The sequence below is a fragment of the Mesorhizobium sp. LCM 4576 genome, assembly GCF_001854815.1.
GTDB lineage: Bacteria > Pseudomonadota > Alphaproteobacteria > Rhizobiales > Rhizobiaceae > Mesorhizobium > Mesorhizobium plurifarium.
In genome coordinates this window covers 1-25,146 of sequence record NZ_MDDT01000007.1, presented here as the reverse complement: position 1 = coordinate 25,146, position 25,146 = coordinate 1, and the positions used below count along the sequence as shown (strand labels likewise).

At 64.9% G+C, this 25,146-nt stretch carries 22 protein-coding genes; 15 read left to right on the top strand and 7 right to left on the bottom strand.

From position 1 onward, the window contains the following. Window positions 1-2: 2 nt before the first annotated feature. The 9 genes from LCM4576_RS02285 to LCM4576_RS02245 all read left to right on the top strand — a co-directional run bounded on the left by LCM4576_RS02285 (window position 3) and on the right by LCM4576_RS02245 (window position 9,640). Window positions 3-1,031, top strand: coding sequence for an ABC transporter permease (locus LCM4576_RS02285; protein WP_071030241.1), 1,029 nt, complete (start codon window positions 3-5; stop codon window positions 1,029-1,031). After that, window positions 1,028-1,996 (top strand): ABC transporter permease, encoded by a 969-nt coding sequence (locus LCM4576_RS02280; protein WP_040983930.1) that lies wholly within the window; start codon window positions 1,028-1,030, stop codon window positions 1,994-1,996. The genes LCM4576_RS02285 and LCM4576_RS02280 overlap by 4 nt, the downstream gene beginning before the upstream one ends. Before the next feature lie 2 nt (window positions 1,997-1,998). Further along, a complete protein-coding gene (locus tag LCM4576_RS02275; RefSeq protein WP_071030238.1) occupies window positions 1,999-2,877 on the top strand; it encodes an SMP-30/gluconolactonase/LRE family protein in 879 nt (292 codons plus the stop codon). A 207-nt stretch (window positions 2,878-3,084) separates the two neighbouring features. Beyond that, window positions 3,085-4,125 carry a proline racemase family protein gene (locus LCM4576_RS02270; protein ID WP_071030235.1) on the top strand — a complete coding sequence of 347 codons (1,041 nt, stop codon included), beginning with the start codon at window positions 3,085-3,087 and terminating at the stop codon, window positions 4,123-4,125. Window positions 4,126-4,345: 220 nt separating this feature from the next. Beyond that, window positions 4,346-5,338 (top strand): cell division protein FtsZ, encoded by a 993-nt coding sequence (ftsZ, locus tag LCM4576_RS02265; protein ID WP_041008074.1) that lies wholly within the window; start codon window positions 4,346-4,348, stop codon window positions 5,336-5,338. Between the two features lie 219 nt (window positions 5,339-5,557). Then, on the top strand, window positions 5,558-5,845 hold the full coding sequence (locus LCM4576_RS02260; RefSeq protein WP_071030233.1) for a YciI family protein: 288 nt from the start codon (window positions 5,558-5,560) through the stop codon (window positions 5,843-5,845). A gap of 14 nt (window positions 5,846-5,859) precedes the next feature. Continuing rightward, entirely contained in the window at window positions 5,860-6,921 is a 1,062-nt protein-coding gene (locus LCM4576_RS02255; RefSeq protein WP_071030231.1) for a maleylacetate reductase, read from the top strand. A gap of 30 nt (window positions 6,922-6,951) precedes the next feature. After that, entirely contained in the window at window positions 6,952-7,860 is a 909-nt protein-coding gene (locus LCM4576_RS02250) for an intradiol ring-cleavage dioxygenase (RefSeq protein ID WP_071030229.1), read from the top strand. 88 nt (window positions 7,861-7,948) lie between these two features. After that, a complete protein-coding gene (locus LCM4576_RS02245; RefSeq protein ID WP_071030227.1) occupies window positions 7,949-9,640 on the top strand; it encodes an extracellular solute-binding protein in 1,692 nt (563 codons plus the stop codon). Between the two features lie 123 nt (window positions 9,641-9,763). Here the strand turns inward: LCM4576_RS02245 and LCM4576_RS02240 are convergent, their stop codons facing one another. The 7 genes from LCM4576_RS02240 to LCM4576_RS02210 form a co-directional block, all read right to left on the bottom strand. Further along, window positions 9,764-10,567 (bottom strand): SDR family NAD(P)-dependent oxidoreductase, encoded by an 804-nt coding sequence (locus LCM4576_RS02240; RefSeq protein ID WP_071030225.1) that lies wholly within the window; start codon window positions 10,565-10,567, stop codon window positions 9,764-9,766. Window positions 10,568-10,577: 10 nt separating this feature from the next. Continuing rightward, a complete protein-coding gene (locus tag LCM4576_RS02235; RefSeq protein ID WP_071030223.1) occupies window positions 10,578-11,435 on the bottom strand; it encodes a sugar phosphate isomerase/epimerase in 858 nt (285 codons plus the stop codon). A 10-nt stretch (window positions 11,436-11,445) separates the two neighbouring features. After that, window positions 11,446-12,243 (bottom strand): SDR family NAD(P)-dependent oxidoreductase, encoded by a 798-nt coding sequence (locus LCM4576_RS02230; protein WP_071030221.1) that lies wholly within the window; start codon window positions 12,241-12,243, stop codon window positions 11,446-11,448. A 67-nt stretch (window positions 12,244-12,310) separates the two neighbouring features. Continuing rightward, on the bottom strand, window positions 12,311-13,288 hold the full coding sequence (locus LCM4576_RS02225) for a sugar ABC transporter substrate-binding protein (RefSeq protein ID WP_071030218.1): 978 nt from the start codon (window positions 13,286-13,288) through the stop codon (window positions 12,311-12,313). An 86-nt stretch (window positions 13,289-13,374) separates the two neighbouring features. Further along, window positions 13,375-14,358: an ABC transporter permease gene (locus LCM4576_RS02220; protein WP_083361277.1), complete on the bottom strand. Its 984-nt coding sequence runs from the start codon at window positions 14,356-14,358 to the stop codon at window positions 13,375-13,377. 4 nt (window positions 14,359-14,362) lie between these two features. Continuing rightward, entirely contained in the window at window positions 14,363-15,367 is a 1,005-nt protein-coding gene (locus LCM4576_RS02215) for an ABC transporter permease (RefSeq protein ID WP_071030216.1), read from the bottom strand. Beyond that, the gene (locus LCM4576_RS02210; protein ID WP_071030214.1) at window positions 15,364-16,866 is read right to left on the bottom strand and encodes a sugar ABC transporter ATP-binding protein; all 1,503 of its coding nucleotides are present in this window, start codon (window positions 16,864-16,866) and stop codon (window positions 15,364-15,366) included. Before LCM4576_RS02210 ends, LCM4576_RS02215 begins: the two co-directional genes overlap by 4 nt. Before the next feature lie 323 nt (window positions 16,867-17,189). On the opposite strand from LCM4576_RS02210, the gene LCM4576_RS02205 reads away from it, so the two are divergent. The 6 genes from LCM4576_RS02205 to LCM4576_RS02180 all read left to right on the top strand — a co-directional run bounded on the left by LCM4576_RS02205 (window position 17,190) and on the right by LCM4576_RS02180 (window position 24,961). Continuing rightward, window positions 17,190-18,188 carry an ABC transporter permease gene (locus LCM4576_RS02205; protein ID WP_040983944.1) on the top strand — a complete coding sequence of 333 codons (999 nt, stop codon included), beginning with the start codon at window positions 17,190-17,192 and terminating at the stop codon, window positions 18,186-18,188. A 36-nt stretch (window positions 18,189-18,224) separates the two neighbouring features. Beyond that, a complete protein-coding gene (locus tag LCM4576_RS02200) occupies window positions 18,225-19,241 on the top strand; it encodes a sugar ABC transporter substrate-binding protein (RefSeq protein ID WP_071030212.1) in 1,017 nt (338 codons plus the stop codon). 12 nt (window positions 19,242-19,253) lie between these two features. After that, window positions 19,254-21,371 (top strand): ABC transporter permease subunit, encoded by a 2,118-nt coding sequence (locus tag LCM4576_RS02195; protein WP_071030210.1) that lies wholly within the window; start codon window positions 19,254-19,256, stop codon window positions 21,369-21,371. Further along, window positions 21,368-22,462, top strand: a complete 1,095-nt coding sequence (locus LCM4576_RS02190) for a hypothetical protein (protein WP_071030208.1) — start codon at window positions 21,368-21,370, stop codon at window positions 22,460-22,462. Before LCM4576_RS02195 ends, LCM4576_RS02190 begins: the two co-directional genes overlap by 4 nt. Window positions 22,463-22,465: 3 nt before the next feature. Then, window positions 22,466-23,962 carry a sugar ABC transporter ATP-binding protein gene (locus LCM4576_RS02185; protein ID WP_071030206.1) on the top strand — a complete coding sequence of 499 codons (1,497 nt, stop codon included), beginning with the start codon at window positions 22,466-22,468 and terminating at the stop codon, window positions 23,960-23,962. Window positions 23,963-24,064: 102 nt separating this feature from the next. Next, window positions 24,065-24,961, top strand: a complete 897-nt coding sequence (locus tag LCM4576_RS02180) for a LysR family transcriptional regulator (protein ID WP_071030204.1) — start codon at window positions 24,065-24,067, stop codon at window positions 24,959-24,961. Window positions 24,962-25,146 lie beyond the last annotated feature (185 nt).

The following is a 25,146-nucleotide window of genomic DNA, read 5'->3' as shown; positions in this document are numbered from 1 at the left end:
GCATGGTGATGTCCGTGGAGCAGACTGTGGAAGGGGCGCAGATGCCGGCGCATGCGAAAGACACCAGGCCGGGCATCGATTGGCGTGGCCGAGCGCTCGACCGCGCGCCGTTCCTCGTCGCCTGCCTGATGCTGGCCTTGATCGTTGCCATCTATGGCAGCCTGCAGTCCGGCGTCTTCACGCTGGACGAGCTCAATCTCGATACGGCGGCGGCGATGACGCTGATGCTGGCGGCAACCGGACAGACGATCGTTCTTGTGCGCGGCGGCATCGATCTGTCGATCGGCGGCATGATCAGCCTCGGCACGGTGATCGCGGCGACGCGTTTCACCGACGATCCGTCGACCACGGCGTTCTGGGCGCTGACGATATTGGCGCTCGGTTTCCTCATCGGCACGCTCAACGGCCTGTTGATCTCGCTGCTCAAGCTGCAGCCCTTCCTGGTGACGCTCGCCACCTGGTCGATCCTCAACGGCGTCGCCATGATCATCCTGCCGACCGATGGCGGCAGCGTTCCGGGTTGGTGGGTTGGCTTCGCTTCCGCGCAGCTCCTCGGCCTGACCAGCCCTGTCTGGATGCTGCTGGCGCTGCTCCTCTTCTGGTGGTGGTTCCGCGCGACGCGCGTCGGCATCACCATCCAGGCCTCCGGCTCCAACGAGAAATCGGCCTTCCTGTCGGGCGTTTCGATCACCCGCGTCAATACCGTCACCTACGGCCTGTCCGGCCTGTTCGCGGCGGGCGCCGCGCTGTTCCTGATAACGCAGACCGGCGCCGGTTCGCCGACCATCGGCAAGGACTATATCCTGCCCTCGGTGGCAGCCGCGGTGATCGGCGGCGTCAGCCTGTTCGGCGGCCGAGGCCATCTCGCCGGCACACTGATCGGCGCTTTCGTGCTCACCCTCATCGGCAATCTGGTCTTCGTCCTGCACGTGTCGAGYTACTGGCAGCCGGTCGCGTCGGGCGTCATCCTGCTGCTCTCGGTGCTGGCCAGCTCGGTCGCCGAAAAGGCCGCGAGGAGCCGGGTCCAATGAGCGCTTTCCTCGCCCGCAATCGCCTCATCGTGCTCGCCTATGCCGGCATGGTCGTGCTGCTCCTGGTCACGGCGATGTTCTCGCCGGGCTTCCTGTCGGTCTCCAACATGCGCTCCACCGTGGTGCTGGCGGCCTTCGTCGGCATCGTCGCGCTCGGCCAGACCTTCGTCATCATCGGCGGCGGCATCGACCTGTCTGTGCCCTGGGTGCTGAATTCGGCCGCGATCGTCATGGCGCTGCTCTGCGGCGGGCAGGATCTGCCGCTTGTCTGGGTCATGCCGCTGCTGCTTGCGGGCGGCGCCTTCATCGGGCTGGTCAACGGCGTCGGCGTCGCCCAGTTCGGCGTGCCGCCGATCATCATGACCTTGGCCACCAACGTCATCCTGCAGGGCCTGATCCTGGTTTTGACCGGCGGCTCGCCGACGCCTTCGGCGCCGGCGCTGATCCAGTTCCTTTCGGTTGGACGTATAGGCGGCTTCCCGGTCATCGCGCTGATCTGGCTCGCGCTGACGCTGATCGCCACGCTGCTGCTCTCCAAGGCGGCGTTCGGGCGTCATCTCTATGCGCTCGGCACCAGCGCGACGGTCGCCGAATTCTCCGGCGTGCCGACGGCGCGCACCACCATCCTGACCTATATCGTCTCCGGCCTCACCGCCGCCTTCGCCGGCATGCTTTTGACCGGCTATTCCGGCCAGGCCTATCTCGGCATGGGCGACGCCTATCTGTTCACGTCGATCGCGGCAGTCGCCATCGGCGGGGCCTCGATCCTCGGCGGCAGCGGGCATTATCTCGGCACCGTCGCGGGCGCCATGGTGCTGACCATTCTCACCGGGCTCTTGCCGGCGCTCAACCTGTCGAGCGGCGCGCTGCTCGTCGTCTATGGCGCGGTGATCCTGATCACGGTCTCGATCGGCAGCGAGACCTTCGCCGGGCTCGGCGGCAGACTTCGCGGCAGAAGGGCTTGAACATGGTCGAAATCACTTGCGTCGTGGATGCTGGGGCCGAACTGGGCGAGGGCACGTTGTGGGACCCCAAGGCCGGCGTGCTCTGGTGGATCGACATCTGGAAGAAGCTGATCCATCGCTACGACCCGTCGACCGGCAAGGACGAGGTGTTCGAGACGCCGGAATATCTCGGCTGCCTCGGGCTACGCCAGAAGGGCGGCCTGGTGCTGACCATGGCCGACGGTTTTCATTTCTTCGACCCGGCGACCGGCAAGTTCGAGGCGATCGTCGACCCGGAAGCGCATATGCCCAAGACCCGCTTCAACGACGGCAAGCCGGACCGGCAGGGGCGGTTCTGGTCGGGCTCGATGTTCGAAGCGCCGGGCCAGCTCGAATTCATCGGCGCGCTCTACCGGCTCGATCCCGATCTTTCGGTGCACAAGATGATCGACGGCATCGGCTGCTCCAACGGTCTTGCGTGGAGCCCGGATTCGAAGACCATGTATTTTTCCGACAGCCATGYCGGCGCGGTCTGGGCCTATGATTTCGACCCCGCCACCGGCGATATCGAGAACCGCCGCACCTTCATCGACATGACGGTCACCGGCGGCGTCGCCGATGGCRCCACCGTCGATGCGGAAGGGTGCTACTGGGTGACCATCCCGGTGACCAGCAAGGTCTGTCGCTACGATCCGACGGGCAGGCTGATGMAGACGGTGGTGCTGCCGACCGACCTGCCGACCTGCTGCGAATTCGGCGGCAAGGACCTCGACATCCTCTATGTCACCTCCGCTGTGYTCCGGCGTCCCGCCAGCCATTTCGTCGGCCAGAAGCATCCGGGCGGGCTGTTTGCGCTCGATGTCGGCGTCAAGGGCCTGACGCTGCCCGCGTTCAAGGGATAGCGCCGGCAATCGAGATGTCACCGGCGGTGTCTCGACATTGGCACCGAGGCAGGGGATTGCCGTGATTTCGTCATCAGCGCCGGCATGCAGCTGAAAAACGTCGGCGGTCACGATTCTCCTTGAGGCTGGCGCGCGGATTGATCAGTTTGTTCCCGAAGCACGCCACTTGCCGGGGCGGATAGCTGCGGCGGACAGGGAGAACAAGCAATGCGCACCAAGATCAGCATCCGCGTCGTCGGCTGCCATGCCGAGGGCGAGATCGGCGATGTTATCGTGGGCGGCGTGCTGCCGCCAGCGGGCCGCACGATGATGGAAAAGATGATCACGATGGAACGCGATCACGACCATATCAGGCGCATGCTGATCTGTGAGCCGCGCGGCAGCGTTGCCCGGCATGTCAATCTCCTGGTGCCTTCGACGCGCGAGGATTGCGTAGCGGGCGCCATCATCATGGAGCCGACCGAATACCCGCCGATGTCCGGCTCCAACACGATCTGCGTCGCCACGGTRCTGCTCGAAACCGGCATGGTGCCGATGCAGGAGCCCGAGACGCGCTTCAAGCTGGACATGCCCGGCGGCGTCATCGAGGTGCGCGCCGAATGCAAGGACGGCAAATGCCTGTCGATAACGTTCCGCAATGCCCCCGCTTTCGCCCACAGCCTCGATGCCAATATCGAGGTGGAAGGGCTTGGCACGCTGAAAGTCGATATCGCCTATGGCGGCATGTTCTACGCGATTGTCGATGCGTCCGCGCTCGGCTTCTCGGTTACAGCCGACGAGGCCCGCGAATTGGCGGTGGCCGGCGAGAAGGTCCGCCGCGCGGCACGCGAGCAGCTCGATGTCGTGCACCCGCAGTTCGACAATGTGCGCGGTGTGTCGATCGTGCAGTTCGCCATGCCGTTCCAGGGGACGGGCAAGGTCACGCGCAACACCTGCATCGTCTCGCCCGGACGCTCGGACCGCAGCCCGACGGGTACCGGCACCTCGGCCCGCATGGCCGTGCTGCAGGCGCGGGGCCAGATGAAGGAAGGCGAGGTGCTGATCCATGAATCGATCATCGGCTCGCRCTTCACCGGCAAGATCCTCGAGCTCACCGAAGTGGCTGGGCGCAAGGCGATCGTGCCGCAGATAACCGGCCGCGCCTGGATCACGGGCGAACACAACTACTATCTCGATCCGACCGATCCCTATCCGCAAGGCTATGTGCTGTCGGACACCTGGGGCACCTCGACTTCGGTGACGCAGTAGAATTTCCCGCAACGGCGTCGGCTCGGATCACACGGGCGCCCGGACGCTTTCCAGCTCTCGGCGGGGGATTTGCGCCTGGACAGATTCCCGCGGACCTTGCAGGGAGGCGCCTCCTCTGATTCCCTGCGCTTGGTGGGGTCGCCTGATTCGCGCGCTTKTTGTTCCGGTCCCGCATGATCTTGGGGCAGGGCAGCAGGTGCTTTGGTAGAAAGATGAAAAAATGACCGCCAAGCCGGAAATCCTGGAGATGAGACCCAAGATCACCGTCGTCGGGGTCGGCGGTGCCGGCGGCAACGCCGTCAACAACATGATCGCCGAGGGGCTGCAAGGCGTCGAGTTCGTCGTCGCCAACACCGACGCGCAGGCGCTCACCATGTCGAAATCGTCGCGGCTGATCCAGTTGGGCGCGCATGTCACCGAAGGCCTGGGCGCCGGATCCCTGCCGCAGGTCGGCAGTGCCGCCGCGGAGGAATCCATCGATGAGATCATGGATCACCTGGCGGGAACGCATATGTGCTTCATCACCGCCGGCATGGGCGGCGGCACCGGCACCGGCGCCGCGCCAGTGATCGCGCGTGCCGCACGCGATGCCGGCATCCTGACGGTGGCCGTCGTCACCAAGCCTTTCGTCTTCGAAGGCAAGCGCAGGACCCAAGCGGCCGAGGAAGGCATCGAACGGCTGCGCGAGAGCGCMGACACCGTGATCGTCATCCCGAACCAGAACCTCTTCAGGGTCGCTGACGCCAGGACCACCTTCGCCGACGCTTTCGCCATGGCTGACCGCGTTCTCTACGCGGGCGTCGGCTGCATCACCGACCTCATCGTGAAGGAAGGGCTGATCAATCTCGATTTCGCCGACGTGAAGTCGGTGATGCGGGACATGGGCCGGGCGATGATGGGAACCGGCGAGGCCTCCGGGGAAGGGCGTGCCAAGATCGCGGCCGAGGCGGCGATCGCCAATCCGCTCCTCGACGAGGCCTCGATGTCCGGCGCCAGGGGGCTGCTCGTGTCGATCTGCGGCGGCATGGACATGACGCTGTTTGAGGTCGATGAAGCCGCGACGCGGATCAGGGAAGAGGTCGACGCCGATGCCGACATCATCGTCGGCGCCATCTTCGACCAGGCATTGGCGGGAAAGTTCCGCGTGTCGGTCGTCGCAACCGGTTTGCGCAAGAGCGCGGAGATCGCGCAGTTCGAGCAGCGGATCGCCTGAGACCGCGGCGATCTCGCGGCGGCACTCCCGGACCGCGCGATGTGGGGTGGCACCCTCGCGCGCCTGTTCGTCGCAAGCCCTCGCGACAGCACCGGCTAGCATCTGTCCAGATTGGACTAATTGACCAGCCTGTTCGACAGGAGTCGATTTAAGTTCCTTCGGGGAGGAGTAGACTTAGCGACGATCGATGAAGCGTCGCGCCTACCCGGGAGGATTACCTTGCTTTTTGCCGTGCACTGTCTCGACCATGCCGATGCGCTTCCGCGCCGGCTTGCCAATTATGATGCCCACAAGGCCTATCTTGCCGGCGGCAAGGTCGCGACCGTGATCTCGGGGCCGCTGGTCGCGGCGGATGGCGCAACCATGATCGGGTCGCTCTTCGTCTTTTCCGCCGACAGCATCGAGGAGGTGAAGGCGTTCAACGCCGGCGACCCGTTCAATGCCGCCAATGTCTGGCAGAGCGTCAGCATCAATTCTTTCCTGCTGCGCGTCGACAACCGGGCCTGACGGGGAGAGGCTCGATGAAAAGCTTCGTCTATAACGGCCAGCCGGCGCRCGTCGTCTTCGGATCGGGCACGATCGCAAGGCTGCCGGAGGAGATCGACCGGCTGGGATTGAAACGCGTGCTCGTGCTGGCGACGCCGCCRCAGGAGGCGGACGCCCGGCGTCTTGCCGGATCGCTCGGCGGCACGGCGGCCGGGGTCTATGCCGGGGCGACGATGCACACGCCCGTGCCCGTGACCGAGGACGCGCTGAAGGTCGTGGCGGAGCTTCAGGCCGATGGGCTGGTTGCGGTCRGCGGTGGTTCCACGACAGGCCTCGCCAAGGCGATCGCGTTGCGCACCGACCTGCCGCAGATCGTGATGCCGACGACCTATGCCGGCTCGGAAATGACGCCGATCCTCGGCGAGACCAAGGATGGCGTGAAGGTCACCCAATCGAGCCCGAAAGTGCTGCCGGAAGTGGTGATCTACGACGTCGATCTGACGATGACGCTTCCCGCTTCCTTGTCGGGAACGAGCGGCATGAACGCCATCGCCCATGCGGTCGAGGCGCTCTATGCCAGGGAAAGCAACCCGGTGATAAATCTGATGGCGACCGAAGCCATAGGCGCGTTGGTGAGCGCCTTGCCGGTGATCGCCGGGAGCCCGCACGACCGCGAGGCGCGCTCCGAGGCGCTGTACGGTGCCTGGCTTTGCGGCATCTGCCTCGGCTCGGTCGGCATGGCGCTGCATCACAAGCTTTGCCACACGCTCGGCGGCAGTTTCGATCTGCCGCATGCGGAGACCCATACGATCGTGCTGCCGCATGCGCTGGCCTACAATGCGTCCGCCGTTCCGGCCGTCATGGAAACCCTGCGGGCCGTGCTGAAGACGGACGATCCTGCCATGGCTCTCTACGATCTCGCCGGCCGGATCGGGGCACGGCGCGGGCTCGCCGAGATCGGCATGCCAGCCGACGGGATCGACATCGCGACGGACCGTGCGCTGGCCAATCCCTACTGGAACCCACGGGCGCTGGAGCGGGAACCGGTCCGGGCCCTTATCGCGCGTGCCTATGCCGGCGAGCCGCCGCAGGCCTGAAACCCGAACGTCCCTGGAGGAATTATCGCCATGACAGGCACCGCAGACGCCGCTCGACCAAAATATCCCTATTTCGAGGAAGAGACTTCGGTCGACGTGGTCAACGCGCGCATGGGGCCGGATGTCGACCCGCGCTTGCGCGAGGTGATGAGCGTGCTGGTGAAACATCTGCATGCCGCCGTCAAGGAGATCGAGCCGACRCATGAGGAATGGCTGCAAGGCATCAAGTTCCTCACCGACGTCGGCAAGATGTGCTCCGACTGGYGGCAGGAGTTCATCCTGCTTTCCGACACGCTCGGCGTTTCGATGCTCGTCGATGCGATCAATCACCGGCGTCCGAACGGCGCCACGGAAAACACCATTCTCGGCCCGTTCTATGTGCCCGAAGCGCCGCGCTACGAGCACGGCGCGAACATCTGYCTCGACGGCAAGGGCGAGCCGATGGTGGTGCGCGGCCGCGTGCTCGACACGCAAGGCAAGCCGATCGCCGGAGCGTTGATCGACGTCTGGCAGACCAATGACGACGGCTTCTACGATGTCCAGCAGAAGGACGTGCAGCCCGACTGGAATCTGCGCGGGGTCTTCACCACCGACGAGAAGGGCGAATACTGGTATCGCTCGGTCAAGCCCCGCTACTATCCGAYCCCCGACGACGGACCGGTCGGAAAGATGCTCGCGGCGCTCGGGCGCCATCCGAACCGCGCGGCGCATGTGCACTACATCGTCAGCGCGCCGGGCTACGATCCCGTCATCACCCACATCTTCGCGCCCGATTGCCGCTACCTTGCCGAGGATGCAGTCTTCGGCGTGAAGGATTCGCTGATCGCCGATTTCACCAAAGTAACCGACCGGGAAAAGGCGAGCGCGCTCGGTTTCGAGGCTCCGTTCTGGTCCGTCGAGTGGGATTTCGTCCTGGCGCCCAAGACCGCTGCAGCTTGATCCTGGGTAGTTTCGCCCAAATTGGACAAAAGCTGGCGCCGAGCCACCCGATCGGCATATCCTTCCTGCCCGGAAGGAGATTGTCCGGATGAACGATCACGAGTTCCTGCGCGTCTATGATTTCGTGGATCGCCTGCGCAGGCCTTTCCTCGGCGTCGCGGATGTCGAGGACGAGGCCGCCTGGCGCATCATCCACTATCTCATGCGCTCGGAGCTCGAGGGCTATCCGGTTACGATCAGCAAGCTCGCGCTGGTCTCGAATCTCCCCCACGGCACCGCGATCCGGCGCATCCAGGGCATGATCGACGGCGGATTGATCGAGAGGAGGGCGGCCTCCGAAACGGCCAAGCGCTTCACGCTTCACCCGACGGCGCGGCTGTCCAACCTCGCCATCAACTATGCGGYGGAGACCAAGGCGCTGATCGCCGAGATCGTCGGCGGCCGCAACAATGAGGAGCATGAGGCCGACTATTATTTCGGCGCGCCGCAGCGCGGCAGCCCGATCATCCCGCCGATCAACCTTTTGACCAGCAGGGTCACGAAGGGCGTCGAGCTGCAGTTCCTGCTGAACGACGACAATTACTTCGCCGCCATGCGCAACATGTGGTCGGACTTCCGCAACAATTTGGCGAGCGCCAAGAGCTTCAAGCTGGTGCACCAGAACGATCTCTATCGCGAAGGCCTGGCGAACGGCGCGCGCGCCGTCTCGGCCTACGACATGATCGCGATCGACATGCCCTGGCTCGGAGAATTCGCGAGCAAGGGACTTGTCCTGCCGATCGGTGAGGTGATCCGCGAATCCGGCATCAACCCGATGGATTTCCACCCGTCGATCTGGTCGACGACGACCTGGCAGCGCGTCGAATACGGCGTGCCGATCTACTGCACGATAGAGGTGCTGGCCTGCCGCTCGGATCTCTTCGAAAGCGAGGGGCTGGCGCTGCCGCGCACCTTCGACGACGTCATCAGCGCCGGGCGCGCATTCCACAACCCGGCCGCCGAACGCTACGGCATCGCCTGGAACGCGGCGCACAGGCCGCTGGCGTCGAGCTTCATGTTCTTCCTCGGCTGCTGCGGCCAGAGCGTGCTGTCGATCCGCCGCACGCCGACCGGTTATTCCACCGAGAACCTCGACGCGCAGCATATGCGGCCGCAGATCGACAGCGAAGCGGGCCTGCTGGCGCTCGACTATATGCATCGCATGCTGGAAATCGCCCAGCCTGACGCGCTCGATGCGCATTGGGACGATTCCTGCGCGGTCTTCCTGCGCGGCCAGAGCGCGATGGGCTATGTTTGGACGATGCGTGCCGCGCAGTTCGAGGCCGAAGTCCGTTCCGCGGTCAAGCGCCGGGTCGCCTATGTTCCGCAGCCATCAGGGCCGGGCGGCACCAACACCTCGCCGATCGGCGGGTTCCTGTTGTGCATCCCTTCCAACATCGACCCGAAGCGCCTGCCGCTCGCGGCAGAAGCGTTGGCCTGGATGGCGTCGCGCGAGGCCATGAAGGAGCATGTGAAGAACGGCTTCCCGGTCGCGCCGCGTTTCTCGGTCAGCGCGGATCCGGAGGCGATCGGCAGCTCGCAGCTCGTGCGCTTCGTCGGCAGCCTCGCCAACCGCAATCTGCTGCGCAACTGGCAGCGCCCGCCGGTGCCGTTCTACACCGGCATGGAGCGCATCATCGGCGAGGAAGTGCACGACGCGCTTTCGGGCCGCAAATCCGACCGCGCGGCCCTGAAGGATGCCCAGGACCGTATCGAGCGGCTCGTCGACCGCGCCGGCTGAATCCGTTTCGTTGCGACGCGCGTTGAGAGAGTTCAGTGTTTGATCGAATCGCCCGCTGCAACTCCTTGTTTTTGCGTCATTCCAGAAAAAGAACCGCAGGTGCGGTTCTCATCCTGGAACTGCTCAGGCGATGGCTCGTATCGAGCCGCCATCCACGCCCCAGACGGAGGAGGTGACGAAGGAGGCGAGATCGGAGGCGAGGAAGACGATGACGTTGGCCACTTCCTCCGGCTTGCCAAGGCGGCCAAGCGGCAGCTGGCGCAGCGACATCTCGTGCTCGACGGCCCTCTGTGGTTCCATGTTGTGGAACTTGCCCATGGTTTCGGCAAAGCCGCCTGGCTGGGTCCAGAACGGCGTCCAGATCGGCCCGGGAGCCACGGCGTTGATGCGGATGTTGTTGGCGCCTTCGGTGCGCGCCAGCCCCTTGGTCAAAGCGAGCACCGCCGCCTTGGACGCCGAGTAGTCGATCGGCACGCCTTCCGGCTGGCGCGCGAGGTCCGAGCCGTTGTTGACGATCGCGCCATGCCCCTGCTTGCGCATGACCGGCAGAACGACGCGCGTCGTGYGGACATAGCTCATGAAATTGAGCGAGAAGGTCTTGTCCCACTCGGCATCGGTCAGCTGGTCGAATGTTCGCACCGCGCCGGCGCCGACATTGTTCACAAGGACATCGACCGAGCCGAAATGGGCGATGGCGGCCGTGACCTTCTCCTCGATGTCAGTTGCCGACGACAGGTCGGCCTTGAACGTCGCTGCCGTGCCGCCCRCCGCCGTGACCGCGGCCGATGCCTCGGCGAGGGCCGCTTCGTCGATGTCGAAAAGCGCCACCCGGCTCCCTTCGCGGCCAAACGCGATCGCCGTTTCGCGGCCGATGCCCTTCGCCGCCCCGGTGATCAGCACCGCCTTGTTCTTGAGATTGGTTTCCATTTGATCCTCCCTATCTTGCGGCGAATTGCGCCATGGTGGTTTCGAACGAGCGTCGCGCCGCCTCTTCGAGCGGCAGCACGCGATGCCTCTTTGAGATCACTTCGACCGAGTAGAAGCCGTCGAAGCCGGTCTTGCGGATCGCGTCGATGAAGGCGGGGGGATCGAGCACGCCCTCGCCACAGAGCCGGCGTTCGTAGATCGTGTCTTCCCAGAGCGTGCCGACGATCTTTTCATCCGCGTCGTCGAGCTCGACCGAGACGACATATTGCTTCGGCACGGCGGCGACGGCTTCGTAGGGAATGCCGCCGCGACCGACATGCCAGATGTCGAGCAGCAGGCCGCCATTGGACTTCGCCGCGCCTTCGACGATGGCGCGCGCGGTTTCCAGCGTGCGCACGTTGGAGAACGGCATCACTTCCAGCGCGATCTTGGTGCCGTAACGGGCGGCGTCGTCGCAGATCGCGGCGAAGCTGTCCGTGACCTGCRCCAGGTCGATGGTTTCGGCATCGAATTCCGGCGCGATCTTGACGTCGCGGGCGCCAAGCRCCTCCGCCGCTTCGAAGAGCTCGCGCCGGACCTTGTCCGATGCGGCGCGCAGGGCGCCGGAGGCGAACCAGTGGGTGATGAACTCCAGCTCGACATGCGGCATGCCGTTGGCGTCTAGGATGCGGCGCATCTCCTTCAGGCCGATCTTCTCGCGCGTCACCTGCAGATCGGCATGGATCAGGCCGACGCCCTTGTATCCGGCCTTGGCCGCGGCCTCGACACGCTCCGCGAACGGGAAGGGGCTGATCTCGTTCGGCGCGAACGGATAGACATCGCCCGAGATGGTCCAATAGGCGGCGACGAGTTCAATGGGGTTGCTCATCGTCTTCTCCTCAGACCGAAGCGCCTTCCGACCCGGTGCGGAAATCGAAGCTGGTCGTCAGGCCGCCGTCGGCGATGATCTCGGCGCCGTTGAGCGCTGTGGAGGCATCGGAAAGCAGGAAGAGGCCGGCGCGGGCGACCTCGGCCGGATCGAGGATGCGGCCGGCCGGCTGGCGATTGGCGCGCGCAGCGAGGAACCGGTCCGGATCGTTGGCGGATTTCATGTGCCGCTCGAACAGGCCGGCGAGCATCGGCCCGGGGCTCAGCACGTTGGCGCGGATGCCCTGGCGCGCATGGTCCATCGCGACGGTGCGGGTCAACTGGCGCACGGCGCCCTTCGAGGCGGCATAGACGGCGAGCTGCTGCTCGGCGAAGGTCGCGTCGATGCTGGCGACCGCCACGATCGGACCGCCGCCGCGCGCGGTCATCAGCGGCAGCATGGCGCGGAAGGCGAGAGCCGTGCCGATGAAATTGACCGACATGGTCTTTTCCATCGCCGCTTTGTCGAAGTCGAGGATGGTGCCGACATTGAGCATGGCGGCCGATGTCACGAGCCCAAGCGTTCCGGGATTCTCCCCGGTGATCATGTCGGCGACGCCGGCCCAGGTCGCTTCTTCGGTGACGTCGCCCCGGACATGCGAATAGAGTTCGCTTGCAAGGCTGTCGGGCGCAGGTGCCAGATCGACGCCGATCGTGCGCACGCCGCTTTCGGTCAGCAGCCGGGCAATGTTGGTTCCAAGACCAGAAGCCGTTCCGGAGACCACGACGAGGTCCGGCAAGGCGTTGCTAAAGACTGGCTCCGTGGCCATGGGATATTCCTCTTTTCTGACGTCGGGAAGGATGAGGCACGGCGGCGGGCCGCCGTGCCTCGAAAAATCAGCGGCCAAGCGCGGCGTTGCAGTCGGCGACGTTGGCCTTGGTGATGATCTCGTGCGGCAGGAAGATCTGCTTCTCCACCTTCTTGCCGTCGAGAAGATCGGCGACGGCCTGCGCGGCATATTTGCCGTCGTCGATCGGCGACTGCAGGACGGTGGCGTATTGTGTGCCGTCATTGATCTGGTTGACGCCCTCGATCGAACAGTTGGAGCCGACCAGGACCAGGCTTGCCGGATCGATGCCGGCGCGCTTGGCGGCGACGATCACGCCGGACATCATGTTGTCGGCCTGTGCATAGACGCCCTTCACGCCCGAGCCGAGCTGGGTGAAGAGGGCGGCAGCGGCATCCRTCGCCTTGGTCTGGTCCCAGTTGCCGTTCTGCTTGCCGGCCACCTGAATGCCGCTCGCCTTCTTGCCCAGCACATCCTCGAAGCCCTGCGAGCGCTGGATCTGCGGCGGTGTTCCGGGAACGCCCTCGACGATGAAGACCTTGCCTTCGCTGCCGAGCTTCTTGTCGGCGAAACCCTTGATCATGGCTTCGCCGGCGGACTCGCCGTTGCCGATGTCCGACGGGCCGGTGAAGACGTCCCAGAACTGCGAATATTTCTCGTCCGGCCGCGAGTTGGTGATCACCAGCGGGATGCCGGCCTGCTTGATCTTGCGCAGCGACGGCACGATGGCGCTCGCATCCGCGGGCCAGAGCACGATCGCGTCCGGCTTCTGGGCGATCGCCTGGTCGACCTGCGAGGCCTGCTCGGCCGCGTCGTAGTTGTTGATCTTCACCTCGAGGTCGATGCCGGCGGCGGCCGCGACCTCCTTGAAGGCGCGCTGGTGGAGCGCGCAATATTCGCATTCCTCGGTGACCGTCAGCAGGATCACCTTCGAGCCTTTGGCCGCGGCGAAGGCCATTCCCGGTGCCATCAGCCCTCCGGCGACCGCGGTCGCCAGCAAGAGTTTGGTGAGTTTTGCGAAGTTCATTTTGGTTACTCCTCCCGTTTCAAGGTTGCACGTTCCCCCCGCCGCCGATCGCTCGGCGGCGTTGCAGGATCCGTCGGTTGTTTCCGCTAGGCGGAATTGGCGGCCCGCGACATTGYGAGCCGTTCGCTCATCCATGCGCCCAACTGGCCGTCGAGCAGCACGATCCCCATCAGCACGAGGCCGTTGGCGAAGAGGATTCCCGTCGCCCCCATGCCGATCAGACTGAGGCCATTGTTCATCGCCGTCAGGATCAGCGATCCGAGCAGCACATGCGCGGGCGTGCCCGAACCACCGGTCAGCGCGACGCCGCCGACGATCGCGGCTGACACGGCCTGCAGCATCAGCGTGCTGCCGGTCGTCGCCGCGGCGCTGGCAAGGCTCATCGACAGCAAGCTCCCGGCGAGCGCGGCCGTGACGGCGGAAATCACGAAGACGATCACCAGCGAGCGGCCGACCTTGGCGCCGCTCGCCRCCGCCACCTGGGGCTTGCTGCCGACGACGCGGATGTCGCGTCCCATCAGCGTGTAGTGCATGAACAGGCCGACGAGCAGGAAGGCGGCGAGCGTCACCAGGCTGCGCCAGGAAAGGACGGTGAGCAGGGGATCGTCCAGCGCCATGCCGGGGTCGAAATTGTCGGTGCTGATCACCTTGCCGCCGGCAAGCCAGAAAGCGAAGCCGGAGAGCGCCATCATCGAGCCGACCGACACGACGAGCGAGGACACCTTGAAGCGGCTGATGACGATCGCGTTGACCAGGCCGACAAGCACGGCGAACGCGAGCGCGGCGGCCATGCCGTAGACGAGATTGCCGGTGCCGACGACGAGCGTGATCAGGCCACCCACGGCGACCATGGAGCCGACGCTCAGATCGAACTCGCCAGCGATCATCGTCAGCGACAGGCCAAGTGCGACCATGCCAAGCAGCGCGAAGGACTGCATGAGCGCATAGAGATTGCGGCCGCTGATGAAAGCCGGATTCCAGATCGCGAAGGCGGCGACGAGGGCGGCGAGAAGGGCAAGGCGCAGCAGCGTCGCGCCGGAGATCATCTTGGATTTGCGGATCGCGGCCATGGTCCTACCTCCGGAAACCGAGCGCCAGCGCGCCGAGGATGACCGAGCCGATCACCACCAGGCCCTTGACGATGAGCTGGATTTCCAGCGACAGGCCCTTGAGCAAAAGGATGTTGGAGATCATCGCCAGGAACACGGCGCCGATCGCCGCGTCGAGGACGCGGCCCTGGCCGCCCTTGATCGCCACGCCGCCGACCAGCACCGCGGCAATCGCGTCGAAATCCAGCCCCGCGCCGAGCTTGAGGTTGCCCTGGGCGGCCTGCGAACCATAGAGCGCGCCGGCGAAGGCCGCGGCCATGGCGGCGAACATATAGGCGAGCACCAAAGTGCGGCCGACGCGAAGGCCGGTGAAGGCGGCGGCCTTCGGGTTCAACCCGATGAGGCGCAGTTCCCGGCCGAAGCGGGTCCGCTCGACGATGAAGCCCAGCACGATCRCCGCCAGCAGGAAGAGCAGGATCTGGTTGGGAAGACCGAGGGTCCGCCCGACTCCCAGCCAGCTCGCGTCTCCCTGACCCACGACCGTCAGGCCGCCTGAATAGAACGAACCGGCGCCGGTGATGATCGAGGCCATGGCTATCGTGGTGATGATCGGGTTGGTGCGGAACAGGCCGACGGCAATGCCTTGGGCCAGCCCGAACAACCCGCCGATCAGGACCACCAGGATCACGCTCGCGAGCAGGCCGAAATGCAGGAAGGATGCGAAGAGGATGGTGGAGACGGCGGCCGTCGCGCCCATCGACAGCATGAATAGATTGCCGGAGAGCGTGATCAGCGCCATGCCGACCGCGGCAATGCCGACGGCGGAGGTGGAGTACATGATCGCGGACACGTTGGCGCTGGAGGAGAAGCCGGGAACGGCAAATGTTGCCCACAAAGCGAACAGTGCCGTTGCCGCCCACACAGCGGTGGACTGGATGCGCTCCGGCCGCATCAGGCTGGCGCCGAGCGCCGTCGCGTCCAATCCGGCCAAGGCCCTGCCTCCGCTCCCTACATTGCCGTTGATGCTCATGCCGCCCTCCCGATGGCCGGGCCGCGCACCACGTCGCCCAGGATGGAATCCATGGTCGTCTCCTCGACCGGCAGGTCGCGAACGATCTCGCCGCGGAAGACCGTGATGACGCGTTGCGAGAGCTCCCGGATCTCTTCCAGGTCGGTCGAGAAGAAGAGGACGACCAGCCCCTCGCGGGCAAGCGCCTGAATCTCTCGATAGATCTCGGTTCGGGCGCCGACATCGACGCCGCGGGTCGGCTCGTTGAGCACCAGGATCCGGGGCGAGAGCGCGACTGACTTGGCGATCGCCACCTTCTGCTGGTTGCCGCCCGAAAGCGTCGACGCCGCGAACGGCAGCCGGCGGACGTCGATCTGGAACCGGCGGGCAAGGTCGCTCGCCTGCTTGCGCGCATCTGCGAGCGTCAGCACGCCGAAGCGGTTGAGGCGATCGAGGATCGCCGACGTGAGGTTGACCTCGATGGGGGCTCCGAGGAAGAGGCTCTTGCCGCCCCGGTCTTCCGAGACATAAGCGATGCCGGCGCGGCTCGCCGCGGCAATCGAGGTGACCTCGACCGCGGAACCGCCGACCTCGATCGTGCCGGCATAGCGCCGCTCCAGGCCGGCCAGCGTTTCGACCAGCGCATTGGCGCCGGAACCGAGCTGGCCGATGATGCCGACGATCTCRCCGGCGCGGAAGGCAAGATCGACGGGGCGGTATTTCCCCGCGACGCCAAGCCCGGCAAGCTCGATTACCGTCGCCGCCTCGGGTCTGCCCCCGTCGCGCGTGGCATGCGCCGAGGTTACCTCGCGGCCGATCATCTCGGCGACGAGCTCGTCATTGGTCCATTGCGCGGTCGGCTTGGTCAGGATGCGCTGTCCGTTGCGGAACACGGTCGTGCGGTCGGTAAGCGCGAATATCTCCGGCAGGCGATGGCTGATATAGACCACGGCCGTTCCTTTGGCGCGAAGCCAGCGCACCGTCTGGAAGACCCGCTGGATCTCGGCATCGGAAAGGCTCGCCGTCGGCTCGTCGAGGATCAGCACGCGGGCGCCGCGCATCACGGCGCGGCAGATTTCGAGGAGCTGCTGCTCGGCGATCGACAGCCTGCCGGCCTCGAGGTTGAGCGGCACATCCGACAGGCCAAGCTGATCCAGCGTCTGGCGTGCACGCGCCCTGTAGCGCCTGCGGATATAGAGCTGGGAGATGTCGGGATCGCCCAGAAGTACATTGTCCAGCACGGACAGATGCGGAATGATCGACAGTTCCTGATAGACGACAGAAACGAGCTTCGGATTGGTGAGCTCGCCGGGCCGCAGGAGCTGCCCATCGACGCGGATCTCACCTTCATCCGCGGCCATGAGGCCGGCGATGATGCGCACCAGCGTGCTCTTGCCGGCGCCGTTCTCGCCGCAGAGGGCATGGATCTCGCCGGCATGAAGATCGAAATCGATGCCCTTCAGCGCATGGACCCCGCCGAACGACTTGCGCAGTTTCGTGACCGTCAGAACGGCTTGCATGGCTTGTGAAACCTCCCAACACCGCGCCTCCGAGCGGTGCCAAAAGGCTTAAACGACAAGTTCAATGGGGATCGTGGGTAAATGGTCCATATTGGACTTCAGACGGCGCTCTTAAGTTCCAAGAGGTCGGTCCCCTGCCGCGGCCTCCCTGCGTCGACGGCACCGGAGGCAAACTGCACAGCGTGTCAGAAAAACGAAATTGTCCGCTGACGCTCCAGCCGTAATTGTCCGAACCAGGCGAACGGCTCGGTGCCTTGGGAGGATTCCGGAGCGGCTGGTCGCCTGAGCAAGGCGCCGACCATCGGCTGCCTGGGAGGAGGAAAATGCCTGGTTCGGGCAAGTCAGACGACAGGCGCCTTGGCTTCAAGGCGTCGCAGGAAGTCGTCGTCGTCGCGATCTCGGTCATGCTGTTCGTCGTCTTCTCGGCGACGCTCAACAATTTCCTGAGCCAGGGCAACATCATCGCCATCCTCAAGAACGTGTCGATCCTCGGCACGCTGGCCGTCGGCATGGGCTTTGTCGTCGTCGGCCGCGGCATCGACCTCACCATGGTGGCGGTGATGGTCGTCGGCGTCGCCTTCAGCATCTGGATTTCCACCTGGGGCGTCGATTTCACGCTTGCGGTGATCTGCGGCGCCATCCTGGTCGCGGCCATCGGTCTCTTCACCGGCGTCATGGTGGCGGTCGCGGAAGTCCCGCCGATCTTCGCCACCTTGGCCATCGCCTCGTCGGTCTACGGCTCGGGACGCATCGTCTTCGCCTCGGACGTGCTCTATGCGCCGCCGGACATCGCCTGGCTGAAATTCGTCGGCAATGGCAGCGTGCTCGGCATACCGATGTCCGTCGTCATCTTCGGAGCGGTGGCGGCTCTGATGGGTCTGTTCCTGCGGAAGACGCGCTTCGGCCGGCTGGTCTATGCAACGGGCGACAATCCGAACGCGGCCCGCACCACCGGCCTGCCGACGCGCCCGATCATCGTGACGCAATATGTCATCAGCGCGCTCATCGCCTTCACCGCCGGCATCATCATGACCGGCCTGGTCACCGGCATCGACACGCGCCTCTACAATTCGAGCCTGATCTACGACGTGCTTTTGGTGGTCGTGCTGGGCGGCATCGGCCTGTCGGGCGGGCAGGGCGGCGTGCGCAATGTGATCGCGGGAACCATCCTGGTCGGCATCCTGACCAACGGCATGACGATCCTCAATTTCTCCTACACCAGCCAGAACCTGATCAAGAGCGTGATCCTGCTGGGCGCGCTCGCCATCGACGCCATCATCAATCCGCGTGACGAGCAGACCTCGCAGAGCGGTGACATCTGAACAAGAACCCGAACCATCAAATCAGGGAGGAAACCTATGAAACTATTCAAGAAATGCCTGTTGGCGGGCATGACCGCGCTTGCGCTGCTTGGCGTCGCRCAGGCCGCCAGCGCGCAGGAGACCGACCAGGTCGGAAGAGCTGCCTATCTCGACAGCGTCAAGGGCAAGAAKGTCATCTTCGTGCCGATCTCACAGGGCATGGACCTCAATCAGGCCTGGGTGATGGTGTGGCAGCGTCACGCCGCCCGCTACGGCTTCACRCTCGAGGTGCGCGATCCCAACGGCGACACCAATGCCGGCATCCGCGCCATGCAGGGCGCCATCGCCGAGAAGCCCGACCTGATCATCGTGCAGAACCCRGACGTGCAGACCTACGCACGCCTGTTGAAGCAGGCGCAGGCCGCGGRCATCAAGGTACTGCAGGTCAACATGCAGTCGGCGACCCAGACCGACTCCTATGTCGGCAATGACTGGATCGAGATGGGCCGCCTGGAGATGGGCGAACTGGCCAAGCATTGCACTGGGCCGAACGCCGTCTCRCACAAGGTGGTCTGGCTCGCCGGCGTCCAGACGGGCGCCGCCAACATCTACATGCGCACCGGCATCGACGAGGTGCTGAAGGCCAATCCCGAGCTGCAGCTCGTCTCCGACCAGCCGGCCGACTACATCAGCGAGAAGGCCCGCCAGATCACCGAGACGGTGCTGCAGCAGCATCCCGACCTCTGCGGCATCATGGGCATCTGGGACAATGCCGAAGTCGGCGCCGGCGCGGCGGTGGCGGCTGCCGGCAAGCAGGACCAGGTCACCATCGTCACCAATGGCGCCGGCGCCGCCACGGGCTGCGAGAGCATCAAGAACGGGCTGCTCGACGTAATCTTCAACTTCAACGCGCCGATCCAGGGCGAGATCGCCGCGCAGCAGATATCCGAGCTGCTGCAGCACGCTGATCGCAAGGCCGGCAGCGAGAAGACCATCTTCTTCGGCCCGATCACCCGCGTCGACAAGACCAACGCGACCGGCCGGAACTGCTGGAAGCCCGAAGACATTAAGTAAGCGGACTTTCCGATGAGCATGGCCGAAAGCCTTGTGCGCTGGCGCTACCGTCTGCTCCCCGACCATGTGGTCGGGGAGATCCTGACCAAGAAATGGATCGACAGCGTCATCCCCTTCACCGCGCTGGTCATCCTGTGCGCGATCTTCGGCGCGATCGTGCCGGGCTTCTTCGACGTGACGACGCTGACCAATCTCAGCGGCCAGACCGCCGAGCTCGGCCTTGTCGTGCTCGGCATGACCATCGTGATGGTGTCCGGCGGCATCGATCTCTCGGTCGGCTCGACCTTCGCGCTCGCCGTGCTGGTCACGCTCTACGGCATGAATGTCGAGCAGTGGAGTTTTGGGACTGGCCTGCTGGCGTGCCTGGGGCTCGGCGTCGTCTGCGGCGCCATCAATGGCTTCCTGGTCGGCTTCCTGCGCATGCGGGCGTTTCTCACCACGCTGGTCACGCTCATCATCTACCGGTCCACCTTCGACATCGTCTTCCCGCATGTCTCGACGGCGATCGTGACCAGCGGTCCGGATTCGCCGACCTATGATTTTCTCGGCTTCGGAACGGTCTGGGGCGTTCCGACCTCCTTCGCGGTCTTCGTGGTCATAGCGCTGGTCATCCACCTGGTGCTGTCGCGTGCCCGCTATGGCTGGCGCCTCTTCGCCGTCGGCGGCGCGCGCCGCTCGGCCTACAATGCCGGCATCAATGTGCGTTTCACTTTGTTCAGCGCCTATGTGCTCTGTTCGGTGCTGGTCGCGCTCTCCGGTTTCTTCTTCTCGGCGCGCATCGGCAGCGCCGCTTCCGATATCGGCACCGGGCTCGAACTGCAGGTGCTGACCGCGACCGTGCTCGGCGGCATCTCGCTCGGCGGCGGCCGCGGCTCGGTCGCCAAGGCGTTGATGGGCACGCTCTTCGTGCTCGTCCTGTCGAACAGCCTGCTTGCGCTCGCAGTGCCTGGCCCGGTCAACTATCTGATCCTCGGCCTCGTGCTTTTGTTGTCGGTGCTTCTCGACGTGCGCTGGGTGAAGAACCGCCACAAGATCCTGCGCAGCGTCTATATCTCCCCGACCTTCGCCAAGATGCCGCAGGCGATCTCTACGGCGGCCGGCGCGCCGATGGCGGTGAACGACCGGCTGAAGGATGTCGGCGTCATTGGCCTCGGCTTCCTCGACGGCGCCGAGGACGTGATCTTCGACCGGCAGGACCGGCTCTATACCGGCAGCCGGCAAGGCGACATATTGCGCTTCCAGCCGCCGAATTACACAGAGAGCGAAGTGTTCGCCCATATCGGCGGCTCGCCGCTCGGCATGGCCTTCGACCGCGACGACAATCTGGTCATCTGCGTCGCCGGCATGGGCCTCTACCAGGTTTCGCCGGCGGGYGAGGTGAAGCTGCTCACCGCCGAGACCAACCGTTCGCTGACATCGGTCGTCGATGATTCGACCATGAAGCTCGCCGACGACTGCGACATCCTCCCAGACGGCCGCATCGTCTTTTCCGAAGCCACCGTGCGTTTCGAGATGCACGACTGGTATGCGGACGCGCTGGAGAGCCGTGGCAATGGGCGCATCATCGTCCACGATCCCAGGTCCGGTTCGACCCRCACGCTGCTGTCGAACCTGGTCTTCCCCAATGGCATCTGCACGGCCTTCGACGGCCAGTCGGTGCTGTTCGCGGAAAGCTGGGCCTGCCGCATCAGCCGGTACTATTTCGACGGGCCGAAGAAGGGCAAGATCGAGCGGGTCATCGAGGGGCTGCCCGGCTATCCCGACAATATCAACCGCGCCTCCGACGGAACCTACTGGCTGGCGCTGATGGGCATGCGCACGCCGGCGCTGGATCTATCACTGGAAATGCCGGGCTTCCGCCGCCGCATGGCGCGGCGCGTGTCGGAAGACGCCTGGCTGATGCCCAACCTCAACACCGGCTGCGTGCTGCGCTTCGACGAAAAGGGCCAGATTCTCGAAAGCCTGTGGGACCAGGCCGGGGAGAARCATCCGATGATCACCTCGATGCGCGAGCACAAGGGCATCCTTTATCTCTGCGGCATCTTCAACAACCGCATGGGGACCCTGCCGCTGAAGGGGGTCGATCCCAACTGGTTCAGCTCGGACTCCTACTGGGGTAAAAAGCCATGAGCGCCGTGAGCCGGCTTTTCGACCGCTTTCTCGRCCGGGGCGACTGGGCGGTGACCGTGYCCACGCTCGACGGGCCCCTGTTGCCCAACCAGGACCTTGAGGAGGCGGAACCCTTCGCCGACCTCGCCGAGGCCGACAATCTGGTGCGGACCGAAARGGGCATGCTGGCGAGCAGCGCGAACCGGCTGATACGGTTCGATGCCGACGGCAAGGCCGAGGTCCCACAGGAGTTTTCCGGCGAGATCACCGCGCTCGCGCATGCCCGCGGCATGACCGCTTTGGCCATCGACGGCAAGGGCGTCGTCATCCGCGGCGGCCTGCATGACGGGCGCGAGGCGACCGGCGACGAGGCCCGCAGGCTCTCCTGCGTCACCGCGCTTACTTTCCTCGACAGCAACACCCTGCTGGTGGCCAACGGTTCGGCCTCGCTGCCGGCAAGCGCCTGGCGGCGCGACCTGATGCAGAAGAACGCTTCCGGTTCGGTCTGGCGCCTCGACCTGAAAAGCGGTCGGCTGGAGCTGATCCGCGACGGTCTCGCCTGGCCGGCCGGCATCGCCACCACCGGTTCCAACCGCGTCTACGTCACCGAGGCCTGGCGCCATCGCGTGCTGGCGATCGACCTCGCCAGCAAGGCGACAGTGCCGGTCCTGGAACATCTGCCGGCCTATCCGGCCCGCATCGCGCCCGCCTTCAACGCCGGCTACTGGCTGACCTTCTATTCCGTGCGTAACCAGCTGGTGGAGTTCATCCTGCGCGAGGAGACCTACCGCAAGCGCATGCTGGCCGAGATTCCCGAAGCCTACTGGATGGCGCCGTCGCTCGGCTCATGGCGCGACTACCGCGAGCCGATGCAGGGCAGCCAGCTCAAACAGATGAACGTGCTGAAGCCTTACGCGGTCACCAGGTCCTACGGGCTGGTGGTCCATTGCGACCAGAACATGAAGCCGCTGTCGAGCTTCCATTCGCGCGCCGACGGCACGGTGCACGGCACAATCAGCGCCTGCGAGGTCGACGACGACCTGCTCGTCGCCTCGCGCGGCGGATCGAGGATCGTGCGCCTGGCCAAGGCCGCCAGCGGCAAGCGGGGTTAAACGATGGCGGATAACATCATCGAACTCAAGGACGCGACCAAGGCGTTCTCGCGCATCCCGGCCTTCAAGAACGTCAATTTCGACCTGCGCAAGGGCGAGATCCACGCGCTTCTGGGCGAAAACGGCGCCGGCAAATCGACGCTGACCAAGGTCATGGCCGGCGTGTTCAAGCTGACCGAGGGCAAGCTGTTCTTCGACGGCAAGGAGGTGTCTTTCGCAACGCCCGCCGAAGCGCTGCGCGCCGGCATCGCCATGGTGTTCCAGGAAACCAATCTCGTGCCGGCCATGACCGTGGCGCAGAACCTCTATCTCGGCGAAGAGAAGATGTTCAACCGGCTGCGCGGCCTCTACATCCAGGCGCGTCAGTTTCTCGCCGGCATGGGTTTCCAGGTCGATCCGACCGCGCAGGTGAGCACGCTCGGCGCCGCTCACAAGCAGATGGTGGAGATCGCGCGCGCCGTCCATCACAAGGCGCGCGTCATCATCTTCGACGAGCCGACCGCGACGCTGACGCCGGAAGAAAAACGGCATTTTTTCAATCTGTTGCAGCGGCTGGTGAGGGAAGGCATTGCCATCATCTTCATCACCCACGCGCTGGAAGAGGCGCTGGCCGTGGCGAACCGCATCACCGTGATGCGCGACGGCGAGATCGTGGCCTCGGGCGAGGCCAAGGGTTTCACTCGCGCCTCGATCGTGCAGGCGATGGTGGGACGCACGCTCACCGAAACGCTGCATGGCGAGGTCAAACGCACGGCGCGCCCCTATGGCGACAAGGTGCTTTCGGTCGAGAACCTGTCCTGCGCCGGTCTGGTGCGCAACTCGTCCTTCTCGGTGTTCTCTGGTCAGGTCACCGGCATGTTCGGACTGGTCGGCGCGGGCCGCACCGAGATGGCCAAGGTCGTAGCCKGGCTGTTGAAGCGCAACCTCTTCCATGGCGGCGAAATCCGTCTGCTCGGCAAGTCGGTGCGCTATCGCGTGCCCCGGCCGGCGGTGCGCGACGGCATCGTCTATGTGACGGAGGACCGCAAGTTCGACGGGTTCTTCGAGACGATGACGGCGGGCGAGAACCTGCAGATCGGCGAACTGACCGACACATCCAACCCGGTATCGATAGTGTCCCTGGCGCGCGCCAGGGAGCTCGCCAAGCAATGGGGCGAGCGGCTCAGGCTGAAGCAGATCAGCGACCGCGCGAGGATGATCGAGCTTTCCGGCGGGAACCAGCAAAAGGTCGTGATCGCCAAATCGCTGATCCAGCAGCCCAAGCTGGTGATCTTCGACGAGCCGACGCGCGGCGTCGACGTCGGCGCCATCGTCGAGATCCACCAGCTTATCAGCGATCTTGCCGATCAGGGCATGGCTGTCGTCGTCATCTCCTCCTATCTGCCGGAAATCCTTGCGGTTTCCGACCGCATCCTGGTCGTCAAGCGCGGCCGCGTGGTCGAGGAGATGATGCTGTCGGACGCAACCGAGGAGCGCGTCATGTTCGCCGCGGTCCATTGAACAGGAACAGATTTGCTGGCTAACGCCGGAAGCGGCCCTATTGCCTTGCAATCGCATCCGCGTCTGAATAGGCAGGAGGCTAGATCACCTGCCCGGGCGGACATGTCCAGCATCAACCTGAAACTTCTGCAGACGTTCCTGCTTGCCGCGGAAAACGGCAGCTTCCGGCGTGCTGCCGAAGAAAGCAACCGCTCGCCGTCGGCCGTCTCCATGCAGATACGCGACCTGGAGGAGCAGATCGGCATCTCCCTCTTCATCCGCACGGCGCAGCGCGCCAGCCTGACGCCGGAAGGCCAGGTGCTGTTCGAGGAGATCGCCAATGCGATGTCGCAGGTGCAGACCAGCCTCGACCGGCTGACCGAGATCGCCGCGCGGCGCAAGGGCAAGGTGCAGATCGCCTGCGCGCCGACGCTGGYGGCGAGCCGGCTGGGCGACATACTGGCGACGTTCAAGTTGCGCTATCCGCGCTCGATCGTCGAGGTCATCGAGACCCCGCCGCAGGCAGCGCTTGCGCTGTTGCAGCAGCAGGAGGTCGAGTTCTATCTCGGCCCCGAACTGCCGAACCTCAACGACTTCCAGTTCGAGTCGATCCTGGACGATCCGCTGATGGCCTGCATCCCGGTGGAAAACTATAGCGGCGAAAAGAAGCTCAATCTGTCCGATCTCAAGCGTTTCCCGCTGATCCTGCTCAACCGCAAGACGGCGGTGCGCGGCCTTCTCGACCGGCTGACGGYGGCGGAGGGCATCGAGCTCAAGYCGCAATACGAGGTCGAAAGCGCAYAGACGGCGGTGGCGCTGGTGTCGTCGGGACTGGGYGTCTGCGTGGTGCCCGGCATCGCCATCTCGCGCAACGACGAGCGCATGCGGGTGGTGCCGATCGACCATCGCGACGCACACCGCTCCGTCGGCATCATCACCGCGCGGGGCTACGTGCACCACTCCTTCTCAGAGCAGCTGATGAACCTGATCCGCACCAATCTGCGCGAGCTGGCGGGGTGAGCAGGGCGCTTTAAAGATTGGTGCAGAAAGCCACTCCGCTCGTCACCCTAGGGCGTAGCAAGGAGCGAAGCGACGCGCGAAGACCCTAGGATCCATGCCGGAATCTCGACCCTAGAGCCGGATGAGATTTATGGGAGTCGTGGGATTCCCAAATCAGCGATGATCTGATTCAACCTTGATGCTGG

Bases quoted from the DNA above. Each gene is read 5' to 3' on its own strand.
- LCM4576_RS02280 (WP_040983930.1), top strand. From the start codon at position 1,028: ATGAGCGCTTTCCTCGCCCGCAATCGCCTCATCGTGCTCGCCTATGCC.
- LCM4576_RS02230 (WP_071030221.1), bottom strand. From the start codon at position 12,243: ATGGCCACGGAGCCAGTCTTTAGCAACGCCTTGCCGGACCTCGTCGTG.
- LCM4576_RS02205 (WP_040983944.1), top strand. From the start codon at position 17,190: ATGCCTGGTTCGGGCAAGTCAGACGACAGGCGCCTTGGCTTCAAGGCG.